Here is a 22,070-nt window from a genome sequence, read left to right as displayed (position 1 = left end):
CCGCGATCTTCGCTGCCCAGGCGCTGGTGATCCTGATGTCGCCCGCAGTGTCGCTCAGGCGTCAGCCCGACATGGTCGGCGAACCCGCGCGCTGCTGATCAACTTGCCAGATACCGTTCATACTTGCCGCCGACGACCTCGTCGGCGGTAACGGCCGGATCCAGCGTATAGAGATCCTGGGCATGGCTGATGCCGCGCAAGACGAAGCGGCCGGTGGAGACCAGATAGTTGCGGCCGGCGGCGTCGAGCCCGGTGCGGAAATCGGTCGAGGTCAGCAGTTCGCGGTCGACCGAGGCGCACATCGAGGCGATCCGGCTGACCTCGTTGACGGCGGGCCCGACCACCGTGAAGTCCAGCCGGTCCTCACTGCCGATGTTGCCGTAGAAGACCTCGCCGACATGGAGGCCGACATAGGCCGTGGTGGTCGGCCGATTCTCGTTCTCGCGGCGATCGTTCAGCACGCGGATGTTATGTCGGAATCTGTGCTCGGCGCGCAGCGCCGCGCGCCTGGCGCTTGCCATGTTCTCGCCGGTGAACATCGCCAGCACGCCGTCGCCGATCAGCTTCAGCACCTCGCCGCCAGCATCGTGGATCGCGTCGATCGAGGCCTGCGCGTAGTCGTTGAGGAACGGGATGATCTCGTCCGGGCCGATGCGCTCGCTGATCGCGGTCGAGCCGCGCACGTCGGAGTACCACAGCACGGCCTTGATCTTCTCGGTGATGCCGCGCTGCATGCGCCCGCGCAGCACCTGCTCCGCCGTCTCGCGGCCGAGATAGACCCGTCCGAGCGTGCGGGCGATCTCGACCTGGGCGGCCGACTTGATCGCGAGCCCGAGCACCGGCACGAGGTCGCGCAGCGCCGACATATGGTTCTCGTCGAATCCATCCGAACGGCGGGTGGTGTAGTAGGAGTAGAAGCAGTCCATCTCGCCGATCGTGCCGGCCTCGCCGAAGCGATGCACGAACGCGGCGAAGTGTTTGTGGCCCTTCTCGGCGAGGTCGCCGATCATCGAAAAATCGTGCGAGCCGTTGAGATCGATCACCATCTCGTCATGGCCATTTTCGAGCATGTGATGGAACGCCGACCGCCGCCAGTTCTGGCTGGCCTCGCCGCTGCTGGTCGAGCCGTATTCGAAGATGTCGGCCTCGTTGCTCTCGCCGTCGTTCCAGCGGAAACCGCGGCCCTCGAAGATCGGATGCAGGGTGTCGATGAAGACGATCGCCCGCGACAACGGCATGCCGGCGGCCCGGCAGCGCTCGCAGAAGCCGCGCAGCAGGTCGTTTTCCGGCAGCCCGGTCAGACCCTGGCGGACCAGCCAATTCATGAGACGCAAACGGGGCGTGAGTTCCATGCGTAGGATTATGCCGGGCAATTGGTGCGGGAGGAAGGGCTGGTCGTCGCGTGACAGATGCGGACGCCAGTCCAGTATTGCAAGGCCGCCGCGCCTCACCATTCTCGGGCGGAACGACGCCCCGAACGGTGGCGATTCCGCTTCCCTTTGCGCCGGCCTTCGCGCACAAGAGCGCATGGATAACGACGCCGACCAGCCGAACCCGATCCGACGCCTCATGCGATGGGCGACCACGCCGCCGCAATCCTATGGGGTCTATCTGGCCGGCATCATCCTGGTCTACGCCCTGTCGTTCTACGCCGGCACGATGAAGCCGAAGCACGCGCCCGCCCCGTCGGTGACCGCGCCGTCCGCCCCGCATAGTTGATCAGGCCGGTTTGGTTTCCGACGTCGCGATCCAGATTCCAGCGAAGACGGCGATCAGACCGACCACCAGATTGGTCGTGATCGGCTCGCCGACCAGCTGCTTGGCCAGCAGCCCGGCGGCGATCGGATTGACCGTCATTGTGTTGGCGACGCGGGTCGGTGAGGCCCGCTCGAGCGCCAGCACCCACAGGATGAAGGCCAGCGCGCCGCCGGCTGGCGGCCATAATCAGTTCGCCGCGCCATGCACCCGCCGGCGCCGCCGACAGCCCGGATGCCAGCGCGGCGGCCGCGCCGAGCACCGCAATTGAAACCCCGATCGATTTGCGCATCGTCAGCGGCTCGATGCCAAGCAAGGCACCGACTACCATGGTCGAGAGCGGCAACGTCGCGAGCGCAAGGCTGGCGCGCGCCGCCGTCGTGTAGGACATCGCGATGTTGTAGAGCACGAAGAACACGCCGAAGAAGGCTATGCCGAGCGCAGCGACCGCCGGCAGATCCTCGCGCGGCGGCCACTTCGCCCTGAGCAGGACCGCGGCGGGAAGCACGCAGAGAAAGCCGATCGCCCAGCGCAGGATCGCAAGGGTGATCGGATCAGCATTGCCTGTCAGGTAACGCGTGATCGCCGCCGCCGTGCCGCCGAGGCAGCTCGAGACCAGTGCAATCGCGACGCCGATCCACTCGCCCATTCCGGTCCCCATGCGTTTCGTGCTCGCTTGTGGCATCTTGCCCGGCGAGATCATTCCGGCAACTACCTGGTAGGTATTCATGTCGCAGCAGCCCGATTTTGCAGCCAGCCTGCGCTGGTGGCGGCAGCGCAAGGGCCATTCGCAACTCGAGCTGGCCGGACGCGCGGATATTTCGCAGCGCCATCTGAGCTTCCTCGAGCTCGGCCGCGCCGCACCGAGCCGCGACATGGTGATCCGGCTTGCCGCGGCGCTCGACGTGCCGCTACGCCAGCAGAACGCGCTGCTGGTTGCGGCCGGCTTCGCGCCGGTGTGGCGGCAAACCGATCTTGCCGCGCCCGAGCTCGCCCAGATCCGTTACGCACTCGATTTCATATTGGCGCAGCAGGAGCCCTTCCCTGCGGTCGTGGTCGACCGGCACTGGAATCTGCTGCTCGCCAATGCGGGCGCCGGGCAGCTGGTGGAATTCCTGCTCGGGCCGCTGGCGCCCGGCACGGCGGTCAAGCTCGCCGACGCGCTGGTCGCGCCCGACGTGCTGCGGCCCTATCTCACCAACTGGACCGAGGTCGCAGGCTACTTCGTCCGCAGCGTCGAGGCCGATGCCGCCGCCGACGGCACCAGCGCGACGGCTGACTTGCTCAAGCGCCTGCTGGCCTATGACGGCGTCGAGGCTGCGTTGGCCGCGCCGCCTGCGGGGCCCGCGTCCGGGCCGGTGCTGCCGATGCTGTTCCGCAAGGGCGACGTCCGCCTGCAGCTGTTCACCACCATCGCAACGCTGGGAACGCCGCAGGACGTCACCTTGCAGGAGCTGCGCATCGAGAGCTTCTTTCCGATGGACGATGCGACCGCGCAGATTTTTCGAGACTGGTCGAAAGCGCGCGGTCGCAAAGCCGCTCAGTCATAGAAGTCCGGCGACATTTTCCGCCCGTCGCGCTGGGCCTTGTCGTGGTTGATCCAGAGCTGCGCCTTCTCGTTCGTCAGCGTGTCGGCGATCTTCTGCATCGAGGCCAGCGTCTGCTCCTTACTGGCATTCGCGCTCGGCACGCGCCGATTGTCCCAATTATCCCTGAAGTGAACGGCATCGCCGGTCAGCAAGACGGCGCCGGTCTTCGGCAGCTTCACCAGCAGCGACTGGTGGCCGGGCGTGTGGCCCGGCGTCGACAGGATGGTGACGCTGCCGTCGCCGAACACGTCGCGGTCACCCTCGAGCTTCGTCACGGGATGCTCGAGCCTGAAGCGCGGCGCGTTGTTGGCGCCGGGCCATTCATACTCTGCCTTCTGCACATACAGCATCGCGGCCGGGAACATCTCGACATTGCCGATGTGGTCGGGATGGGTATGCGAGACGGCAATCGTCTTGATGTCCGACGGCTTCACCCCGAGCTGGTCGAGCTGCGCGGCCAGCGTCTTCGGCCGATGCCAGGTCACGGCCCTGGGATCGGCAGGCGCAAGGCCGTTCGGCATCGCCGCGACTGCGTCGGGAATGCCGGTGTCCCACAGGAACCAGCCCTGGGCGTGCTCGATCAGGTAGCAATTGTCGACGAAGTCCATCAACTTGCCTTCATTGACGCCGGGCGACCAGCGTGAAATGTCGCCTGCAACGCCCTCGCCGCAGTTGAGGATGTAGAGCCGCTCGACACCTGTTTTCGCCGGCTGGGCGTCTGCGTGCGGCGTCGCGCCCACGACCCAGAGCAACATCGCAAGACCGATTGCCTTCTTCACGTTGCCCTCCATTGATCGCGCCCGCTCAACGCGCGCGGCCGCAATGTGCCGTCTCACCGGCGGCCGTGGAAGACACGGTCACGGGTCGATCGATCAATTGAACGCGAGTGAAGTTCGCCGCCGGCTACACCATCTCCGCCGGCGCCAGCCGGCAGGTCTCGCTGCTGATCTCCACCTGCAGGGTCGCGTGGTGGATGCTGAATCGCTCCGACAGCTCGGCGCAGACGCGATGCAGGAAGACATCGTCATGTCCGCCGGGCCGCACCAGATGTGCGGTCAACGCCGTCTCGCTGGTGCTCATCGCCCAGATGTGCAAATCGTGCACCTCGGTGACGCCCTCGAGCGCGCCGAGATAGTCCCTCACCTGCTTGAGATCGATGCCCCTCGGCACCGCGTCGAGCGCGAGATTGACGCTGTCGCGGGCAAGCTCCCAGCCGCTCAGCAGCACCACCACGGCGATGACCAGGCTGATCGCCGGATCGAGCCACTGCCAACCGGTCGCCATGATGAGCAGCGCGGCGATCACGACGCCGAACGAGACGCCGGCGTCCGCCGCCATATGCAGATAGGCGCCGCGGACATTGAGGTCGCTGTCGCGGCCGCGCATGAACAGCAGCGCGGTGCCGCCGTTGATCAGGATGCCGAGCGCCGCGACCCAGACCACGGTCCAGCTTGCGACCTCGGCCGGCTCGCGGAAGCGGTTGATCGCCTCGACCGCGATGCCGCCGACCGCAATCAACAGCAGCCCGGCATTGAACAATGCCGCGAGGATCGAGGCACGGCGGTAGCCATAGGTGTGGGTGTCGGTCGGGCGCCGGCCGGCGAGCCACACCCCGCCCCAGGCCAGCAGCAGCGCGATGACGTCGGAGAGATTGTGAACGGCGTCGGAGACCAGCGCCAGCGAGTTGGCGGAGTAGCCGAAGATCAGCTCGGCGATGACGAAGGCGGTGTTCAGCGACGCGCCGACCGCAAAGGCCGTACCGAAACTGTCGGGCGCGTGGCTGTGCCCGGCGTGGGAATGCCCGGCATGGGAATGTCCGTGAGAATGACCGCTGTGGTCATGGTCGTGGTCGTGATGATGCGCCATGGCAACCGTCGCCCGATATCGTCGGCGACGGTTATAGCGCGGGGAAATGTGGATACTATCACACCGGGTGCAGCAGTAGGGCGGATTAGCCGAAGGCGTAATCCGCCGCGCCGCGACAAGAACGGCGGGTTACGGCTTGCGCCTAACCCGCCCTACGCAACTACTCCACGCCGCGATTGAACTTGTTCGACTTCGGCAAGCCATGGGCGAGCCGGCCGGCGTCGGCGCGGTTGCCGCGCCAGTCGGCCAGTTCCTTCAAGGTCATGCTGTGCTCGCGGCCTGCGGAATCCTTCCAGGTCAGGCCGGCCTTGGAATCGAACACCGCGACATCAGACAGCTCCGAGCTGGTGTATTTCTGCAGCCGGACGCCACGGCCGCGCGCCATCTCCGGCACCTGGTCGAGACCGAACAGCACCATCTTGTGGTTGGTGCCGATCACGGCGACGGTGTCGCCGTTCACGGTCGTGATCGCACGGGCCTCGTTCGGCATCTCGACATTGAGCACCTGCTTGCCCTTGCGGGTATTGCCGACGCAGTCTTCTTCCTTGACGACGAAGCCTTGTCCTTCGCTGCTCGCGATCAGGAACTTGCGCTCGCCCTTGTTGACGAACAGCGAGATGATCGCGGCGTCCTGCTCGAGGTCGATGAACATCCGGATCGGCTCGCCATGGCCGCGGCCGCCCGGCAGCTTGGCGACATCGAGCGAATAGAACTTGCCGTTGGTGGCGAACAGCAGCAGCTTCGAGGTGGTCTCGGCAAAGAACGAGTGCTCGAGCTTGTCGTCGGTCTTGAAAGCGAGCCCCGACAGATCCTCGACATGGCCCTTCAGCGTCCGCACCCAGCCCTTCTCGGAGATCACGACGGTGCACGGCTCGCGCTCGACCAGGGCTTCCTCGATCGCGGCGAGATCATGCTCGGGCGCATCGGCGAAGGTGGTGCGGCGCTTGCCGAGCGGGGTCTTGGGCCCGAAGATATCGCGGACCTTGCGAACTTGATCGCTGACCTTGGCCCATTGCTCGGTCTCGGAACCGAGCAGACCCTCGATGCCCTTCAGCTCCTTGCGCAGATCCTTGTCCTCGGTGCGGATCTCCATCTCCTCCAGGCGGCGCAGATTGCGCAGGCGCATGTTGAGGATGGCGTCGGCCTGGACGTCTGTGAGGTTGAAGGTCTTCATCAAGACCGGCTTCGGCTCGTCCTCGGTGCGGATGATCTTGATCACCTTGTCGAGGTTCAGATAGGCGACGAGGTGGCCGCCCAGCACTTCCAGGCGATGCTCGATCTGCGTCTTGCGGAAATTCGAACGGCGGACCAGCACGTCGCGCAGATGGTCGAGCCATTCGCGCAGGCACTCGGCAAGGCCGACCACCTTCGGGATGCGGCCCTTGATCAGCACGTTCAGGTTCAGCGAGATCTTGCTTTCCAGCTCGGTCAGCCGGAACAGCGATTCCATCATCAGCGCCGGATCGACCGTGCGCGATTTCGGCTCGATCACGAGGCGGATGTCTTCGGCGGACTCGTCGCGGACATCGCCAACCAGCGGCAGCTTTTTCTCGTTGATGAGTTCGGCGATCTTCTCGACGATCCGCGACTTCTGCACCAGCCACGGGATCTCGGTGACGACGATCACCCAGGTGCCACGCGCGCCCTCCTCCTGGGTCCAGCGCGCGCGGGTGCGGAACGAGCCGCGCCCCGTGGTGTAGGCCTCGATGATCGATTCCTTGGAATCGACGACGATGCCGCCGGTCGGGAAGTCCGGGCCCTTGACCCATTTCAGCAGCGCCTTCGACTTGGCGTCGGGCTTCTCGATCAGATGCAGCGCGGCGTCGCAGAGTTCGGCCGCGTTGTGCGGCGGGATCGAGGTCGCCATGCCGACCGCGATGCCCTGCGCGCCGTTGGCGAGCAGGTTCGGGAAGCCGCCCGGCAACACCACCGGCTCTTTCGTCTGGCCGTCGTAGTTGAGGCGGAATTCAACACCGTCCTCGTCGATACCTTCGAGCAAGAGCCGCGCGACCTCGGTCATGCGCGCTTCGGTGTAGCGGTAGGCGGCCGCATTATCGCCGTCGATATTGCCGAAATTGCCCTGGCCGTCGACCAGCGGGTAGCGCGAGGAGAAATCCTGTGCCAGGCGCACCATGGCGTCATAAATCGCCTGGTCGCCATGCGGATGGAACGAGCCCATCACGTCGCCGACGATCTTGGCCGACTTCTTGAAGGCCGCACGCGGGTCGAGCCCGAGCAGGTCCATGCCGTAGAGGATGCGCCGGTGCACCGGCTTCAGCCCGTCGCGGGCATCCGGCAGCGCACGATGCATGATGGTCGAGAGCGCATAGGCGAGATAGCGCTCCTCGAGCGCATCACGCAGGGGCACCTCGTGAATTTCGGCCGGCTTTTCCGGCGGTACCTGTCGTTTTCCCATGGGGAGGCGTTAAACCTTGGCGGTGAATCGGGCAAGCCGCGAATCACCGGGAATTTAGGGCCCGAATCGGCCTTACGGAACCGCCGTTCGGGTCCGTGGCCTGGTCACGGCGTTGATAAACCCGTCGCGGGCGTCGGAATGGCCCTGACCGCGGGGCTCCAGCACGTGGCGGAGCAGGAACAGGCCGGTGATCTGGAAGCCGTCGCGCAGGTCCTGCTCCGACCAGCCGTTGGCGCCGCCCTCGCCTTCGCGCAGGAACGCCGGCAACGGCAACAGCCGATCGCGCCACGGCTCGCCGGCGGCGCGGGACACGGCGCCGCCGGATTTCGGCGACACGTAGATCAGGTCGGTGGTCTCCCCGGTCGCCGCACAGTTTTCCAGGTCGAGCCCAAAGCCGAGCTCGGTCAGCATGGCGAGCTCAAACCGGATCAGGTGCACGGCAGCGACGCCGGCATCGTCGAAATCATCGAGCGTCCCCTGCAGCATCTCGTAGATGTCTTCATGCGGATCGCGCTCCGGCAGCAGCCGCGCCAGCGCCGCCAGATGCGTCACGCCATAGACCGCGTGCGACGAGGCGAGCAGCGTCGCCGCCCGCAGCCGCGTGCCTTCCAGCGTGTACATGCCAAGATGCTCGTCGAGCCGCGCCCGCCACACCGCGGTGACGCTGTTGCCGGGCTGCAGCAGCGGCCGCATCCGCGAGCCGGCGCCGCCGCGCACCAGGCCGAGATGACGGCCGTGCTCGCGCGTCAAGAGCTCGACGATGGCGGACGATTCGCCATGCCGCCGCACGCCCAGCACGATGCCTTCGTCGGTCCATTCCATGATCGCAAAAGTATCATGTAGGGCGGATTAGCGCAGCGCAATCCGCCGATATCGCCAGGAAGTTACACGGCGGGTTACGCCGGAGCCTGTCGTCGGGCCGCGCTGGCGCGGACCCGTTGGGCTAACCCGCCCTACGCAGCCTACGCGTTGAACCAGCCCTGCGCGTCGCCGGTGAAGGAGTAATACAGCCCGGCCGTAGTCAGGATGCAGGACACCACCTCGATGGCGCTGTCGAGCTCCAGGCCCTTCTCGCCGATCACCTGCACCAGCGAGATCACCGACAGCACCAGCATCGCACCCAGCGCCCAGCGCGGCCAGTTCTTGCGGTGCTGCGCGGCGAGCCGGACGAAATACACCAGCAGCAGGATCATGCAGCCGGCGGTCAGCGTCTCGCCGGTGATCATCTGATCGGTCCTCACGTCGGTCGGCGTGCGGTCCTGGAACGCCACCGACAACGCGTCGAGCGTCAGCGACAGATAGAGCAGCACCTCAAACCACAGCACATTTCTGGGCACATTCATTGCTTTGGGCACGCTCATTGCTCTGGGCACGTTCAAGCGCCGGCTCATTCCTTGGGGAAGTCCAGCCCCATTTCCTTGTAGCGGTCGGGATCGTCGCCCCAGTTCTCGCGCACCTTGACGAACAGGAACAGGTGCACAGGCACGCCCATGATCTCGGCGATCTCGGCACGCGCCTGCGCGCCGATCGACTTGATGGTGGCGCCGCCCTTGCCGAGCACGATCTTGCGCTGGCTCTCGCGCTCGACAAAGATCGTCTGCTCGATGCGGATCGACTTGTCCTTGCGGTCGGTCCAGCTGTCGGTCTCGACCGTCGACTGGTACGGCAATTCCTGATGCAGATGGCTGTAGATCTTCTCGCGGGTGATCTCGGCCGCCAGATGCCGCATCGGCGCATCCGACATCTGGTCCTCGGGATAGAGGAACGGTCCCGCGGGCACCAGCTTGGCCAGCGCCTGGCGCAGATCGTCAACGCCATCGCCCGACAGCGCCGAGATCATGAAGGTGTGCTCGAAGCGCATCCGCTCGTTGGCGGCCTGCGCCAGCGCCAGCAGCTTCTCGCGCTGCACGAGGTCGACCTTGTTCAGCACCAGGATCTTCGGATGCGCGACGGTTTCGAGCTTGGCCAGGATCGCATTGGCCTCCTCGTCGAGGCCCGACTTCGCATCGAGCAGCACACAGACGAGATCGGCGTCGTGGGCACCGCTCCAGGCGGTCGACACCATGGCGCGGTCGAGCCGGCGCCGCGGCGCGAAGATGCCGGGCGTGTCGACCAGGATGATCTGCGCGTTGCCTTCGATCACGATGCCGCGGATCAGCGCGCGCGTGGTCTGCACCTTGCGCGACACGATCGTGACCTTGGAGCCCACCAGCGCATTGACCAGCGTCGACTTGCCGACATTGGGCGCACCGATCAGCGCGACGAAGCCACAGCGCGTCGCTTCCCCCTGCCCTTTGGGTTCGTCAGTCATTGGTACCGACGCCTTCACGCTCGATCATCGCGGATGCTGCTGCTTTCTCGGCCGCGCGCTTGTTGCCCCCGAGGCCCTCGGCGGAGGCCAGGCCCGGCAGGTCAACCGCAACGCGGAATTGTGGATCGTGGTGCGGGCCGGTGCGCTCGACCTCGCGATAGACCGGCGTCGGCAATCCCTTGCCTTGCGCCCACTCCTGCAACACGGTCTTGGGATCGCGCAGCGGCCGGCGCAGCTTGTGCATCCGTTCCGTCCAGTTGCGCTCGACGAACTGGCGCGCGGCCTCGTAGCCGCCGTCGAGAAAGATCGCCCCGATCACCGCTTCGCAGATATCGCCGAGCACGGACTTGCGCAGCCGTGCGCCCTCGACCGCCTTCACCATGCCGAGCTTGATGTCCTCGAGCAGCCCAAGCGACTTGGCGACATCGGCGCAGCTTTCCTTGCGCACGAGATCGGCGAGCCGCTTCGACAATTCGCCCTCATCGGCCTTCGGGAACGCCCGGAACAGCATGTCGGACACGATCAGCCCGAGCACGTGGTCGCCGAGGAATTCCAGCCGCTGGTAGCTGTCGGCGCGGTTGCGGGTGGCGGGCTTCAGCGCGGAGACGTGGGTGAACGCAGTGGTCAGCAGCGCGGCATCCGAGAACGTATAGCCGATACGCGCCTCGGTACCGGCGATTGCGGCCTTCTCTTCAGCCGCCTTGGCGGCCTTGCTGCGCCGCTTCTTCGGCGCGGCCGTGCTTTCGGCGGCGGGCGTCTGGCTCGGCTCGCCGGTGGGCGCTTGGTCGTTGATGGCTGCGGTATCGTCGTTCATCGCACGATGGAGAATAGGCGGTTCCACCGCACGGCGAACGGCCAGCGCCAGATCATCCAGGCCTGCTCGCCCTCGGCGATCGAGAAGAAGATCATCTGGGCCCGCCCGATGATGTTCTCGAACGGCACGTAGCCGACCTGCGACAGGAAGCGGCTGTCGGTGGAGTTGTCGCGGTTGTCGCCCATCATGAAGAAGTGCCCGGGCGGAACGGTGTAGACGATGGTGTTGTCCATGTAGCTGTTGTCGGTGCAGTCGAGCGACTCATAGCTGACGCCGTTCGGCAGCGTTTCCTTCCAGCGCTTGACCCGGGCGGTGGCATCCGCCGAGCCGCAGGGATCCTCGCCGACGAAATCGCTCAGCCGCTCGCGCTTGATCGGCTCATCGTTGATGTAGAGCAACCCGTTCCGGACCTCGATGCGGTCGCCCGGCAGTCCGATGACGCGCTTGATGTAGTCGGTGGAGTCGTCCCGCGGCAGGCGGAACACCACGATGTCGCCGCGGTTCGGCTCCGAGCCGAAGATGCGCCCCGAGAAAATGTTCGGCGAGAACGGGATCGAATAGTGGCTGTAGCCGTAGGAATATTTCGAGACGAACAGGTAGTCGCCGACCAAGAGCGTCGCCTTCATCGACCCTGAGGGGATGTTGAACGGCTGGAACAGGAAGGTGCGGATGACGAGCGCGATCAGAAGGGCATGGATGACGACACGGATGGTCTCGCCTAAGCCGCTCTCAGATTTGGTCCCGGTGGTCGCGCTCATTGCTTTCCCAATTCCCGCGGGCCCTGATGCCCACGCGGTGGCAGAACGTTCTCTCCACGCGAAGCGTTCGACCCCCGCGTGAGGAAAATGGCCTTGATTCTGATCTTGAGGGCAAATTCCGGCCTAAACCTGGAATCCGCGTCTCGCTCGATACCCTGCGGCGTTTTAGACGGTTGTTCGCAGGGGCGCAATCAATCGCCGCCTCAAAACTTCGCAATTCATTGAAATGTCAATGATTTTTTAGTTTGCTGAAGTTTTCTGGCAAATTCCGGCGCCGCGCGCTCATCTGGCGGGAGCAACCGCCGAAATTATGACGAAGGCCTGTGCCAATGGCCAATCGTCCGTGATCGAAAGGTCGATCTGCGCCTGCATGCCCGCGGGCGTCAGCTCCTGGAGCCGGGCCAGCGCCCCGCCGGTCAGCAGCATCGACGGCCGCCCTCCCGGCAGGTTCACCACCCCCATGTCCTTCCACCACACCCCGCGCCGGATACCGGTGCCGAGTGCCTTGGAGCAGGCCTCCTTCGCGGCGAACCGCTTGGCGTAGGTTGCGACCACCATCTTCTCGCTGTTGGCACGGCGCATCGCCTTGGCGCGCTCGGCGTCGGTGAAGATGCGATCGAGGAAGCGCTCGCCGTGCCGCTCGATCACCTTCGCAATCCGGGTGATGTCGATCAGGTCGGAGCCAATGCCGATGATCATGCGCTGACGGCACCTTGCGCCCTGGCACGGCCGCGGTCCATTGCCGCACGCATCTCGCGCACCGTAGCGGTGATGCCGACGAACAGCGCCTCGCCCATCATGAAGTAACCGATGTTGAGTTCGCGGATTTCGGGCAGCGCGGAGATCGTCTCCGCGGTCTCATAGTCGAGCCCGTGGCCGGCATGGACCTCGAGCCCGGCCGCCTGCGCGAGCTTGGCGCCGGCGACGATGCGCTTCCACTCGGCCTCCGCCTTGTCCTTGTGACCGTCGACCACGGCATCGCACCAGCCGCCGGTGTGGATCTCGATCACGGGCGCCTTCAGCTGCGCGGCCATCTCGATCTGCCTGGGATCGGCGGCGATGAACAGCGAGACCCGGATGCCGGCATCATTGAGCCGCGCTATGAACGGCGCCAGCGCATTGTGCTGGCCGACCACGTCGAGGCCGCCTTCGGTGGTGAGCTCCTGGCGCCGTTCCGGCACGAGGCAAACCGCATGCGGCTTGGTGGCGAGCGAAATCCGCAGCATGTCGTCGGTCGCCGCCATCTCGAAATTCAGCGGCTTGGAGATCTCGGCCTTGAGCCGCGCCATGTCCTCGTCGCGGATGTGACGGCGATCCTCGCGCAGATGCGCGGTGATGCCGTCGGCACCGGCCGCGATCGCGGCAAGCGCGAGCCGCACCGGATCGGGCCGCGCCCCGCCCCGCGCATTGCGCAGGGTCGCGACGTGATCGACATTGATACCGAGACGGAGCGGAGCAGCCTTTGACATGTCCCTAACCTGCAATTCTAGCCTGTCATGCGCGGCCATAGCCGTCCGAAGGAAGGCGTAGCTTCCGCTCGCCCATGCCCCGCGCCTGCAGCTTTACCCATTGACGCGTTCGACCCGTGCAACGACGGCCTTGGCGCGCAACTGCGCGATGATAGCGCTGAGATGCTTGAGGTCATAGACCTCAAGATCGATGGTCAGCTCCGTGAAGTCGGGCGACTGGCGCGACATGTGGATGTTGTCGATATTGCCGTCGTGCTCGGCGATCACGGTCGCGATCTGGGCGAGGCTGCCCGGCTCGTTGACATTGTGGACCAGGATGCGCGCGGGGAAGCGCTGCGGCATGGTCTCGTCGATGTCCCAGCGCACGTCGAGCCAGCGCTCCGGCTCCTCCTCGAAATCCTTCAGCGCCGGCGACTGGATCGGATAGATCGTGATCCCCTCGCCCGCCGTGACGATGCCGACGATCCGATCGCCCGGCACGGCGCCGCCGTTCGGCGCGAACTTCACCGGCAGGTCGGAATTAATGCCGCGCACCGGGATCACCGAAGTGGCGCGCGCCGGATGCGGCGGGGTCTGCGTCTTCAGCTTGGCGGCGAGCCCCTTCTTGGCGCCATAGCGCACCATCCGCTCTTCCTTGTAGTCGGGATACATCGCGCGCGCGACGTCGGAGGCCTTGATCTCGCCGCGTCCGACGGAGGCCATCACGTCCTCGATCGAGGTGCGCGCAAGCCGCGGCAAGGCGCCCTTCAGCTTGTCGTCGGCATATTCGATCTTGGCGCGGGCAAACAGGCGGTCGACGATGCGGCGGCCGAGGCCGGCATACTGGTCGCGCACCGCATCGCGGGTGGCACGCCGGATCGCGGCGCGCGCCTTGCCGGTGCGGGCGAGCGCTTCCCAGGCCGACGGCGGCGCCGACTGCGCCTTCGAAGTCAGCACCTCGACCTCGTCACCGTTCTGCAGCTCGGAGGACAGCGGCGCGAACTTGCCGTTGATCTTGCAGCCGACCGCGCTGTTGCCGACACCGGTGTGCACGGCATAGGCGAAATCGATCACGTTGGCGTTGCGCGGCAGCGCGATCAGCTTTCCCTTCGGCGTGAAGCAGAACACCTGGTCGTGGAACAGTTCGAGCTTGGTGTGCTCGAGGAATTCCTCGGGATTGGAGCTCTCCGAGAGGATGCCGATTGTGTGGCGCAGCCAGGCGAAGGCGTTGGACTCGTGCTTCAGCCGCTCGTGCGGCGAGCCCGCCCCCTCCTTGTAGAAGGCATGCGCGGCGATGCCGAACTCGGCGATCTGGTTCATCTCCTCGGTACGGATCTGCAGCTCGACGCGCTGCTTGCCCGGCCCGATCACGGTGGTGTGGATCGACCGGTAGTCGTTCTGCTTCGGCGTCGAGATGTAGTCCTTGAAGCGGCCCGGCACGACCGGCCAGGTGGTGTGGACAATGCCGAGCGCGCGGTAGCAGGCGCCGACATCGTCGAGGATGACGCGGAAGCCGTAGATGTCGGACAGCTGCTCGAAGCCGACCGACTTGCGCTCCATCTTGGTCCAGATCGAAAACGGCTGCTTGCGGCGGCCGAACACCCGCGCGGTGATGCCGTTCTTCTGCAGGTTCTTGGAGAGCTGGGTTTCGATCTCGCCGATCAGGTTGCGGTTGCGCTCGGCCAGTGAATCGAGCCGCTGCTTGACCACTGCATAGGCCTCGGGATCGAGCACGAAGAACGACAGGTCCTCAAGCTCCTCGCGCATCTCCTGCATACCCATGCGGCCGGCCAGCGGCGCATAGATATCCAGCGTCTCCTCGGCGATGCGGCGGCGCGAGGCCGGCGGCACGAATTCCAGCGTGCGCATGTTGTGCAGGCGGTCGGCGAGCTTGATCAGCAGCACGCGGACGTCGTCGGCGATCGCCAGCAGCAGCTTGCGCAAATTCTCGGCCTGCTTGGCCTCGCGCGACACCAGCTCCAGCCGCTTCAGCTTGGTCAGGCCTTCGACCAGCGCGCCGATCTCATGGCCGAACACATGGTCGATCTCGGCCCGCGTCGCCTCGGTGTCCTCGATCGTGTCGTGCAGCAGCGCCGCCACGATCGTGGCGTCGTCGAGCTTGAGGTTGGTGAGGATCGCGGCGACCTCGAGCGGATGCGAGAAATAGGGATCGCCGGAGGCGCGCGTCTGCGTGCCGTGCGCCTTCATGGCGTAGACGTAGGCGCGGTTTAGCAGGTCTTCATTGGTGTCGGGGTTATAGGAACGGACGCGCTCGACGAGGTCATATTGTCGCATCATTCGGGTCCGCGGCTTCGCCGGCCTTTCCGCCGTGGACGAGGCCGGCGCGACCGCGACCGTTTCGGTTGCAGCCTGCATCTGGATGGAACTGCGGCGTCGATACGCCATGAACTCGCTGCCTCTCGCGGGACCGGAACGTCCCTTCTTCCTCAATCTAGTGCGCTTTCGAACGAAGCAGCACCCCGCGCGGGCCCTGGAACCATTCAATTTCGCGCGTCCGCATAGGACGCACCGTAACAGCAAAATTGTCAACAAAAGCAAAGGCCCGGAGCAATGTCCGGGCCTTTGGCAAATTGATCCGAGATGCGGAGCCGAACGACGAGCCTACTCGTCTTCCTCGGGCTGCTCTTCCGGGGGCGCCAGGCCCTCGAGGCCCTTCAGCAGCTCTTCCTCGGTCATGCGCTCGACCGCGACCTCGGTGTCGTCGGCGTCGACGCTGGCACCGGCGGAACCGATCAGCGGCACAGTGTCCGGCTCGGGCTCGTCGACCTCGACGAACTTCTGCAGGGAGTGCACGAGTTCCTCTTTCAGGTCCTCCGGCGAGATCGTCGAATCGGCGATCTCGCGCAGCGAAACGACCGGGTTCTTGTCGTTGTCGCGATCAACCGTGAGTTGCGATCCCGACGAGATCATCCGGGCACGATGCGCAGCCAACAGGACGAGGTCGAAACGATTGTCGACCTTATCAATGCAATCTTCGACGGTGACGCGAGCCATCTCGAGGCGCTCCGTGGTAAAAGGGACCGAACATGTAGGTTATGAGGGTTAGTTATAGGGCTAGCCCCCGTTTCGCAAGGTAAAATTTGTGATTTGCCTTCCCAACGGGCTCTGATAACCCCCTCTGCCGGGGCCAGAAGGGCCGGAGCGTCTGACGACATGGCTAGGTTGCTGTCCCAGACAAGTAAATCTCTTCATTGCAATGTCAAAGGTCTAGGCTTTTTGCCCTCGCCTCACCATAATTGCGGTGGTGACTGTCGTGGGGAAAGATTCACAGAACTTTAGGCAGCAACGCCGGAAATTACGCGTGGTTGATCACCGCCGCGCTAAGAACACTAACAACCACGCGAGAACACTTTGATGTCGTCACCTGTTTCCAACAAGATCGCGCTCTTCATCGATGGAGCCAATCTTTATGCAACCGCAAAGACGCTCGGCTTCGACATCGACTACAAGCGCCTCCTCAAGGAATTCCAGAGTCGCGGCACCCTGCTCCGTGCGTTCTACTACACGGCGATCATCGAGGATCAGGAGTATTCGTCGATCCGTCCGCTGATCGATTGGCTCGACTACAACGGCTACACCGTGGTCACCAAGGCGACCAAGGAATTCATCGACGCCAGCGGCCGCCGCAAGGTGAAGGGCAATATGGACATCGAGCTCGCCGTCGATGCCATGGAGCTGGCCGAGCACATCGATCAGATGATCCTGTTTTCCGGCGACGGCGACTTCCGCTCGCTGGTCGAGGCCGTGCAGCGCCGCGGCGTTCGCGTCACCGTCATCTCCACCATTGCGAGCCAGCCGCCGATGATCGCCGACGAGCTGCGCCGCCAGGCCGACGTCTTCACCGACCTCGTCGAGCTGCAATCCAAGCTTGGCCGCGATCCGTCCGAACGACCGGCCCCGCGCGAACCGCGTCACCACTCCCCGCAATTCCTGCAGCGCGCGACCACCATGGCCCCCCGGGGAGCCGATGACGATTTCGACGAGTAATCTCGTCGCCGCACCGACGCGCCCCGACAGCAACTGTCAGCTCTGTGTCAGGCTGGCCGACTTTCGTGCACAGGCCCGCACACTCCACCCGGACTGGTTCAACTCGCCGGTGGAATCGTTCGGCGATCCGGATGCGCGGCTGTTGATCGTCGGGCTCGCGCCGGGCATGCAGGGCGCCAACCGCACCGGCCGTCCCTTCACCGGCGACTACGCCGGCGATCTGCTCTACGCGACCTTGCTCGAATATGGCTTCGCCAACGGCGTCTATCAGGCGCGGCCGGACGACGGCTTGAAGCTGGTGGACTGCCGGATCAGCAACGCGGTGCGCTGCGTGCCGCCGCAAAACAAGCCGCTGCCGGCCGAGATCAACACCTGCCGGCAATTCCTCCGCGCAACCATCGCTACGATGCCGAAGCTGCGCGCGATCGTGCTGCTCGGGCGTATCGCACACGAATCAACGTTGAGGGCGCTGGATATTCGTCTGGCTGCCGCGCCCTTTGTGCACGGCGCCGTGCATAGCACGGGCAGATTCAAGCTCTACGACAGCTACCACTGCTCGCGCTACAATACGAACACCGGCGTGCTGACGACCGACATGTTCCGCAAGGTCTTCGCGACTGTGCGCAAGGAGCTCCGTTAGAGCCCTTCTCCCGGTATCCACTTCGCGAACCGGCATCCACTTTATTTGGAAGCGCTCTCATCTTTCCGCGGATTGGCCTGCAGCCATTCCAGCACGTCGCCGGCATTCCGGTCAGGCGGGAACACCGGATAGAACACGTGCGTGATGCGCGCATCGTCGATGATGAGCGCAAGCCGCTTGATCAGCGTCAGGCCCGCCACCGACATCGTCGGCAATCTCAGCGCGTGCGTCAGTTCCAGCGCTTCGTCCGACAGCACCGGGAACGGCAGATGCAGGCGCGACGCCATCTCGGTCTGATACGCATTGCTCTGCGTCGACAGCCCGAACACCTGGGCGGCACCGGCCGCCTTCAGTTCGGCGAACAGGTCGCGGAAGGCGCAGGTCTGCGGCGTACAGCCGCGGGCCCCGGGGATCATGTCCCAATCGTCGACCAGCCCGATCTTGCCGGGCTCGCCGGTTCGCGGATAGGCGAACACCACGGTGCGGCCCTCGAGCGCCGACAGCGCCACCGAGGTGTCGTCGGTGGCGCGCAGCCTGACCGGCGGGATCGTCATGCCGGTCAGATGCGCCGCGCCGCCATCGTCGGTGGGCGCCGGGATCTTGCTCCAGTCGACGTCGGTGAGGCTGCTCTGGTTCATCGGACCAATCTCCATCCGCCGTCGTCGCAGTGGCGGCGCTCCGGACACCCTAGCCCCGCGCCCGCATCAGGCGGCCCTTTTCGCGGCCCCAGTCGCGCTTCTTCTCGGTCTCGCGCTTGTCGTGCAGCTTCTTGCCCTTGGCGACCGCGAGCAGCAGTTTGGCACGGCCGCGCTCGTTGAAGTACAGCTTCAGCGGAATGAGCGTCATGCCTTCGCGGTCGACGGCGCCGAGCAGCTTGTTGATCTGCTTGCGATGCAGCAAGAGCTTTCGCGGCCGCTTCGGCTCGTGGTTGAAGCGGTTGGCCTGCAGATATTCCGGGATATTGGCGTTGATCAGCCAAATCTCGCCGTTCTTAGAATCCGCATAGGATTCCGCGATCGTGCTCTTGCCGCTGCGGATCGACTTCACCTCGGTGCCGGTCAGCGAAATGCCGGCCTCGACCGTATCCTCGATGGCATAGTTGAAGCGGGCCTTTCGGTTTTCAGCTACAACCTTGATCGGACGTTCGTTCTTGTCGGCCACGTTAGCCCTTCTTGAGGAGGTCGCGGATTTCCGTCAGCAGCACGACCTCGTCGGACGGCTTCGGCGGCTCGGCGGACTTGGCCTCATCCTTGCGCTTGAACTGGTTCATGGCGCGAATGACCATGAACAGCACGAAGGCGATGATCAGGAAGTTCAGCGTCAGCGTCAGGAAGTTGCCCCAAGCCAGCACCGCGCCCTGCTTCTTGGCGTCGGCCAGGTTGGTCGCCGTGACGGCCTTGGAAAGCCCGGTGAAATAGTTGGAGAAATCGAGTCCGCCCGTGATCGCGCCGATGATCGGCATGATGATGTCGCCGACCAGCGAGGTGACGATCGCGCCGAAGGCTGCGCCGATGATGACGCCGACGGCGAGGTCGACGACATTGCCCTTCATGGCGAATTCGCGGAATTCCTTCAGCATGCCCATCCCCTTCTCTTCGACATTGCGCACGGCATTGTTCACGGCGGTACCGGCCTGGCTCAGTTGATCAGGCCGGCATGCACCATGGCGCTGCGGACGGCCTGGCGGGTCGATTCAGAAACCGGCACCATCGGCAGGCGCAGCTTCTCGTCCAGCTTGCCGAGCAGCGACATCGCATACTTCACCGGCGCCGGATTGCTCTCGATGAACAGGTTGGTGTGCAGCGGCATCAGCTTGTCGTGGATATTCAGCGCGGTGGTGACATCGCCCTTCTGCCAAGCGGTCTGAAACTCCGAGCACAGCCGCGGCGCGACGTTCGATGTCACCGAGATGCAGCCGTGGCCGCCATGCGCCATGTAGCCGATGATGGTCGCGTCCTCGCCCGACAGTTGATTGAAGTCCTCGCCCATCGCAGCGCGCTGCTGCGACACCCGCACCATGCTCGCGGTCGCGTCCTTGACGCCGGCGATGTTCTTCAGCTCGAACAGCCGCGCCATGGTGTCCACCGACATGTCGATCACCGAGCGCGGCGGGATATTGTAGATGATGATCGGAATGCCGATCGCATCGTTGATCGCCTTGAAGTGCTGGTACATCCCTTCCTGGGTCGGCTTGTTGTAGTACGGCGTCACCACCAGCACCGCATTGGCGCCGGCCTTCTCCGCGTGCTCGGCGAGCTCGATCGCCTCCTTGGTCGAATTCGAGCCGGCGCCGGCGATCACGGGCACCCGGCCCTTGGCCTCCTCGATGCACCACTCGACCACGCGCTTGTGCTCGTCATGGCTCAGCGTCGGGCTCTCGCCTGTGGTGCCGACCGGCACCAGGCCGTGCGTACCCTCGGCGATCTGCCAGTTCACGAGGCTGCGGAATGCCGCCTCATCCACCGCGCCGTTTTTGAAGGGCGTCACCAAGGCAGTGAATGATCCCCGGAATTTTGTCTTGGCTGCCATGGACTTCCTCCAAACGCTTCAGGCTAAAGGCTAGGTCGACGGACCCTTGTTATTGTCGTGCTTCACGTCCGTGCAACCGGCACCCGGTTGATGCGAAACGCCATGAAAGGCAATTCATATCGGGTCTGACCGGCAGGCGAAAGGGCCGTACCGAACCTATTCCCAGCCGGTTCCAGCCGCGATTTTGCCGTTGTGCTGGCGCAAACAGCCGCACCGGCAGGCTTCTTAGTATTTTGTCTACGTTTTCAATCAAATAAGAACCCATGGCCCAACCGACCAGATGATTCGGGGCCGCAGAGGACTTCTGTGATCCGTTCCGCCCGCGCAGGTACATTGCGATCGACGGCGCTGGCGACGAGCCTTGCGCTCGTTGTTGGCCTTGCCGCCATCACGGCCGATGCATGGGCCGCCGAGGATGTTCCAGCCGCGAAGCCGGCTGCCCAGGATTCGGCTTCCAAGACAGCTGACCCGAAGAATGCGGCTTCCAAGGGCGCTTCCAAGACCGACGCTTCCAAGCCCGGCATCTCGAAGGCACACTCTTCAAAGCCAGCCGCCGCCAAGAACGGCGACACCAAGACCAGCGCTGCCAAGACGGAGGCCGCCAAGACGACCTCTTCGAAGTCCGGCGCGGCGAAGACCGACGACGCCAGGGCCGCACCTTCCAAGACCGACGCTTCGAAGGCCGCCGCGTCAAAGAGCAGCACGTCCAAGACCACTACGACGAAGCCCACTACGACGAAGCCCACTGCGGCAAAGACCACTGCGTCGAAGCCCGCTGCTCCGGCTGCGACAGGAAGTCTGCCGAACAAGCCGGCGCCCATCCGTGCCGCCGCCCCCGCGCTGGTTCCGGCGACCCGCCAGCATGCCGCGCCGATCGCGCGCAAGCCGGTGCTGCCCGCGGCCGTGGCCGCGACATCGTCGACGTCGCAATCCGACAAGGAAGCGCTCGCGAGCGTCGTCGAGCTGTTGCGCAAGCGCAAGCCGGCGGACGCCACCGAGGCCGAGGCTTCGATCTCCGATCCGGTGGCGCGCAAGCTTGCCGAATGGCTGATCCTGCGCAGCGAGGACAATGGCGCCTCGGTCGAGCGCTACCGCGCCTTCCTTGACGCCAATCCAAGTTGGCCCTCGCAGACCTTCCTGCGCCGCCGCATCGAGGCATCGCTATGGGACGACCATCGCGACGATTCCGCGGTGTGGGCCTGGTTCCAGAATGAATCGCCGGTCTCGGCCAAGGGCCGGCTCGCGCTCGCCAAGGTGATGATCGGACGCGGCGACCGCGGCAATGCCGAGCGCCTGGTGCGCGAAGCCTGGCGCAACGACCCGATGAGCGAGGACACCGAGACCACCGCGCTCGATCTGTTCGGCTCGTTCCTGACCGCCGGCGACCACAAGGCGCGCATGGACACCATGCTCTACGGCACCGACAACGAGGCCGCCGGCATCCGCGCGGCCAGGCGTCTCGGCTCCGGCTATCTGGCGCTCGCCAAGGCGCGCATCGCGGCCAACCGCAAGGGCTCGAACCTGCGCGCGCTGCTCGAAGAGGTGCCGCGCGAACTCTCCGGCGACACCGGCTATCTGTTCGCCAAGATCCAGCTGCTCCGCCGCGAGGAGAAGTTCACCGAAGCCGCGCAGCTGATGCTGAGCGCGCCGAAGGACGCCGCGCGGCTCTTCAACGTCGACGAATGGTGGGTCGAGCGCCGCCTGCTGGCGCGCAAGATGATCGACGTCAACGAGTTTCGCACCGCCTATCTGATCGCGCGCGACGCGGCGCTGCCCGCCCGCGACATCTACAAGACCGAGCAGGAATTCACCTCGGGCTGGATCGCGCTGCGCTTCCTCAACGATCCCGCCCTGGCCGCCCAGCATTTCGCGCGGATCGGCGTCGGCAGCGCCAACCCGACCGCGCTGGCGCGTGCCGGCTATTGGCAGGGCCGCG

The 22,070-nt window shown here is 65.0% G+C and carries 21 protein-coding genes and 2 pseudogenes; 5 read left to right on the top strand and 18 right to left on the bottom strand.

The genetic code is table 11. The annotated features are described in order from the left end of the window. Positions 1 to 98: 98 nt before the first annotated feature. Entirely contained in the window at positions 99 to 1,352 is a 1,254-nt protein-coding gene (locus tag H8B02_RS30240; RefSeq protein WP_229169580.1) for an adenylate/guanylate cyclase domain-containing protein, read from the bottom strand. A gap of 175 nt (positions 1,353 to 1,527) precedes the next feature. Here H8B02_RS30240 and H8B02_RS30235 point away from each other — a divergent pair, with 175 nt between their 5' ends. After that, entirely contained in the window at positions 1,528 to 1,719 is a 192-nt protein-coding gene (locus H8B02_RS30235; protein WP_229169579.1) for a hypothetical protein, read from the top strand. Here the strand turns inward: H8B02_RS30235 and H8B02_RS30230 are convergent. After that, a pseudogene (locus tag H8B02_RS30230) lies at positions 1,720 to 2,404 on the bottom strand (DMT family transporter). Positions 2,405 to 2,483: 79 nt separating this feature from the next. Between H8B02_RS30230 and H8B02_RS30225 the strand changes: the two are divergent. Continuing rightward, positions 2,484 to 3,305, top strand: coding sequence for a helix-turn-helix domain-containing protein (locus H8B02_RS30225; protein ID WP_229169578.1), 822 nt, complete (start codon positions 2,484 to 2,486; stop codon positions 3,303 to 3,305). On the opposite strand, the gene H8B02_RS30220 is transcribed toward H8B02_RS30225, so the two are convergent. The 12 genes from H8B02_RS30220 to rpoZ all read right to left on the bottom strand — a co-directional run bounded on the left by H8B02_RS30220 (position 3,296) and on the right by rpoZ (position 15,972). Next, a complete protein-coding gene (locus tag H8B02_RS30220) occupies positions 3,296 to 4,099 on the bottom strand; it encodes an N-acyl homoserine lactonase family protein (RefSeq protein ID WP_229169581.1) in 804 nt (267 codons plus the stop codon). The genes H8B02_RS30225 and H8B02_RS30220 overlap by 10 nt on opposite strands. A gap of 148 nt (positions 4,100 to 4,247) precedes the next feature. Beyond that, positions 4,248 to 5,210 carry a cation diffusion facilitator family transporter gene (locus H8B02_RS30215; protein ID WP_229169577.1) on the bottom strand — a complete coding sequence of 321 codons (963 nt, stop codon included), beginning with the start codon at positions 5,208 to 5,210 and terminating at the stop codon, positions 4,248 to 4,250. A 160-nt stretch (positions 5,211 to 5,370) separates the two neighbouring features. Beyond that, entirely contained in the window at positions 5,371 to 7,626 is a 2,256-nt protein-coding gene (parC, locus tag H8B02_RS30210; protein ID WP_229169576.1) for a DNA topoisomerase IV subunit A, read from the bottom strand. 72 nt (positions 7,627 to 7,698) lie between these two features. After that, entirely contained in the window at positions 7,699 to 8,448 is a 750-nt protein-coding gene (gene recO / locus H8B02_RS30205; RefSeq protein ID WP_229169575.1) for a DNA repair protein RecO, read from the bottom strand. A gap of 140 nt (positions 8,449 to 8,588) precedes the next feature. Further along, positions 8,589 to 8,969: a hypothetical protein gene (locus H8B02_RS30200; protein ID WP_092114758.1), complete on the bottom strand. Its 381-nt coding sequence runs from the start codon at positions 8,967 to 8,969 to the stop codon at positions 8,589 to 8,591. Between the two features lie 44 nt (positions 8,970 to 9,013). Beyond that, positions 9,014 to 9,937 carry a GTPase Era gene (gene era / locus H8B02_RS30195; protein WP_229169574.1) on the bottom strand — a complete coding sequence of 308 codons (924 nt, stop codon included), beginning with the start codon at positions 9,935 to 9,937 and terminating at the stop codon, positions 9,014 to 9,016. Continuing rightward, on the bottom strand, positions 9,930 to 10,751 hold the full coding sequence (gene rnc, locus H8B02_RS30190; protein ID WP_050422613.1) for a ribonuclease III: 822 nt from the start codon (positions 10,749 to 10,751) through the stop codon (positions 9,930 to 9,932). Before rnc ends, era begins: the two co-directional genes overlap by 8 nt. Next, a complete protein-coding gene (gene lepB / locus H8B02_RS30185) occupies positions 10,748 to 11,509 on the bottom strand; it encodes a signal peptidase I (protein WP_092114761.1) in 762 nt (253 codons plus the stop codon). The genes rnc and lepB overlap by 4 nt, the downstream gene beginning before the upstream one ends. Before the next feature lie 282 nt (positions 11,510 to 11,791). Further along, positions 11,792 to 12,208, bottom strand: a complete 417-nt coding sequence (gene acpS, locus H8B02_RS30180) for a holo-ACP synthase (protein WP_229169573.1) — start codon at positions 12,206 to 12,208, stop codon at positions 11,792 to 11,794. Further along, on the bottom strand, positions 12,205 to 12,978 hold the full coding sequence (locus H8B02_RS30175) for a pyridoxine 5'-phosphate synthase (protein WP_229169572.1): 774 nt from the start codon (positions 12,976 to 12,978) through the stop codon (positions 12,205 to 12,207). Before H8B02_RS30175 ends, acpS begins: the two co-directional genes overlap by 4 nt. A 93-nt stretch (positions 12,979 to 13,071) precedes the next feature. Then, positions 13,072 to 15,363 carry a RelA/SpoT family protein gene (locus tag H8B02_RS30170; RefSeq protein ID WP_229169571.1) on the bottom strand — a complete coding sequence of 764 codons (2,292 nt, stop codon included), beginning with the start codon at positions 15,361 to 15,363 and terminating at the stop codon, positions 13,072 to 13,074. A gap of 216 nt (positions 15,364 to 15,579) precedes the next feature. Then, positions 15,580 to 15,972, bottom strand: a complete 393-nt coding sequence (rpoZ, locus tag H8B02_RS30165) for a DNA-directed RNA polymerase subunit omega (protein ID WP_016844003.1) — start codon at positions 15,970 to 15,972, stop codon at positions 15,580 to 15,582. Between the two features lie 360 nt (positions 15,973 to 16,332). Here rpoZ and H8B02_RS30160 point away from each other — a divergent pair, with 360 nt between their 5' ends. Both H8B02_RS30160 and H8B02_RS30155 read left to right on the top strand, forming a co-directional pair. Further along, entirely contained in the window at positions 16,333 to 16,965 is a 633-nt protein-coding gene (locus H8B02_RS30160) for a LabA-like NYN domain-containing protein (protein ID WP_016844002.1), read from the top strand. Further along, on the top strand, positions 16,946 to 17,605 hold the full coding sequence (locus H8B02_RS30155; RefSeq protein ID WP_229169570.1) for a uracil-DNA glycosylase: 660 nt from the start codon (positions 16,946 to 16,948) through the stop codon (positions 17,603 to 17,605). Before H8B02_RS30160 ends, H8B02_RS30155 begins: the two co-directional genes overlap by 20 nt. 41 nt (positions 17,606 to 17,646) lie before the next feature. Here H8B02_RS30155 and H8B02_RS30150 read toward each other — a convergent pair whose 3' ends face one another. Genes H8B02_RS30150 through dapA form a run of 4 tightly spaced genes read right to left on the bottom strand, consistent with a single transcriptional unit; the run spans position 17,647 to position 20,134 of the window. Next, a complete protein-coding gene (locus tag H8B02_RS30150) occupies positions 17,647 to 18,243 on the bottom strand; it encodes a peroxiredoxin (protein ID WP_229169569.1) in 597 nt (198 codons plus the stop codon). A gap of 49 nt (positions 18,244 to 18,292) precedes the next feature. Then, a complete protein-coding gene (gene smpB / locus H8B02_RS30145) occupies positions 18,293 to 18,766 on the bottom strand; it encodes an SsrA-binding protein SmpB (protein ID WP_173642523.1) in 474 nt (157 codons plus the stop codon). A 1-nt stretch (position 18,767) separates the two neighbouring features. Then, positions 18,768 to 19,184 carry a large conductance mechanosensitive channel protein MscL gene (gene mscL, locus H8B02_RS30140; protein ID WP_212318795.1) on the bottom strand — a complete coding sequence of 139 codons (417 nt, stop codon included), beginning with the start codon at positions 19,182 to 19,184 and terminating at the stop codon, positions 18,768 to 18,770. A 59-nt stretch (positions 19,185 to 19,243) separates the two neighbouring features. After that, positions 19,244 to 20,134, bottom strand: coding sequence for a 4-hydroxy-tetrahydrodipicolinate synthase (dapA, locus tag H8B02_RS30135; protein WP_229169568.1), 891 nt, complete (start codon positions 20,132 to 20,134; stop codon positions 19,244 to 19,246). Positions 20,135 to 20,440: 306 nt separating this feature from the next. Here dapA and H8B02_RS30130 point away from each other — a divergent pair. Next, positions 20,441 to 22,070 (top strand): annotated as a pseudogene (locus H8B02_RS30130) (lytic transglycosylase domain-containing protein); the annotation flags it as partial.

It is taken from the genome of Bradyrhizobium altum, from assembly GCF_020889705.1.
Classification (GTDB): Bacteria; Pseudomonadota; Alphaproteobacteria; order Rhizobiales; family Xanthobacteraceae; genus Bradyrhizobium; species Bradyrhizobium altum.
The sequence above is the reverse complement of the archived record's forward strand: the minus strand, read 5'-3'. Positions and strand labels throughout refer to the sequence as shown.

Excerpts from the sequence above, each read along its gene's own strand:
- H8B02_RS30240 (WP_229169580.1), bottom strand. The coding sequence starts at position 1,352 with ATGGAACTCACGCCCCGTTTGCGTCTCATGAATTGGCTGGTCCGCCAG.
- H8B02_RS30235 (WP_229169579.1), top strand. The coding sequence starts at position 1,528 with ATGGATAACGACGCCGACCAGCCGAACCCGATCCGACGCCTCATGCGA.
- H8B02_RS30225 (WP_229169578.1), top strand. The coding sequence starts at position 2,484 with ATGTCGCAGCAGCCCGATTTTGCAGCCAGCCTGCGCTGGTGGCGGCAG.
- H8B02_RS30220 (WP_229169581.1), bottom strand. The coding sequence starts at position 4,099 with ATGTTGCTCTGGGTCGTGGGCGCGACGCCGCACGCAGACGCCCAGCCG.
- H8B02_RS30215 (WP_229169577.1), bottom strand. The coding sequence starts at position 5,210 with ATGGCGCATCATCACGACCACGACCATGACCACAGCGGTCATTCTCAC.
- parC (WP_229169576.1), bottom strand. The coding sequence starts at position 7,626 with ATGGGAAAACGACAGGTACCGCCGGAAAAGCCGGCCGAAATTCACGAG.
- recO (WP_229169575.1), bottom strand. The coding sequence starts at position 8,448 with ATGGAATGGACCGACGAAGGCATCGTGCTGGGCGTGCGGCGGCATGGC.
- H8B02_RS30200 (WP_092114758.1), bottom strand. The coding sequence starts at position 8,969 with ATGAATGTGCCCAGAAATGTGCTGTGGTTTGAGGTGCTGCTCTATCTG.
- era (WP_229169574.1), bottom strand. The coding sequence starts at position 9,937 with ATGACTGACGAACCCAAAGGGCAGGGGGAAGCGACGCGCTGTGGCTTC.
- rnc (WP_050422613.1), bottom strand. The coding sequence starts at position 10,751 with ATGAACGACGATACCGCAGCCATCAACGACCAAGCGCCCACCGGCGAG.
- lepB (WP_092114761.1), bottom strand. The coding sequence starts at position 11,509 with ATGAGCGCGACCACCGGGACCAAATCTGAGAGCGGCTTAGGCGAGACC.
- acpS (WP_229169573.1), bottom strand. The coding sequence starts at position 12,208 with ATGATCATCGGCATTGGCTCCGACCTGATCGACATCACCCGGATTGCG.
- H8B02_RS30175 (WP_229169572.1), bottom strand. The coding sequence starts at position 12,978 with ATGTCAAAGGCTGCTCCGCTCCGTCTCGGTATCAATGTCGATCACGTC.
- H8B02_RS30170 (WP_229169571.1), bottom strand. The coding sequence starts at position 15,363 with ATGGCGTATCGACGCCGCAGTTCCATCCAGATGCAGGCTGCAACCGAA.
- rpoZ (WP_016844003.1), bottom strand. The coding sequence starts at position 15,972 with ATGGCTCGCGTCACCGTCGAAGATTGCATTGATAAGGTCGACAATCGT.
- H8B02_RS30160 (WP_016844002.1), top strand. The coding sequence starts at position 16,333 with ATGTCGTCACCTGTTTCCAACAAGATCGCGCTCTTCATCGATGGAGCC.
- H8B02_RS30155 (WP_229169570.1), top strand. The coding sequence starts at position 16,946 with ATGACGATTTCGACGAGTAATCTCGTCGCCGCACCGACGCGCCCCGAC.
- H8B02_RS30150 (WP_229169569.1), bottom strand. The coding sequence starts at position 18,243 with ATGAACCAGAGCAGCCTCACCGACGTCGACTGGAGCAAGATCCCGGCG.
- mscL (WP_212318795.1), bottom strand. The coding sequence starts at position 19,184 with ATGCTGAAGGAATTCCGCGAATTCGCCATGAAGGGCAATGTCGTCGAC.
- dapA (WP_229169568.1), bottom strand. The coding sequence starts at position 20,134 with ATGGCAGCCAAGACAAAATTCCGGGGATCATTCACTGCCTTGGTGACG.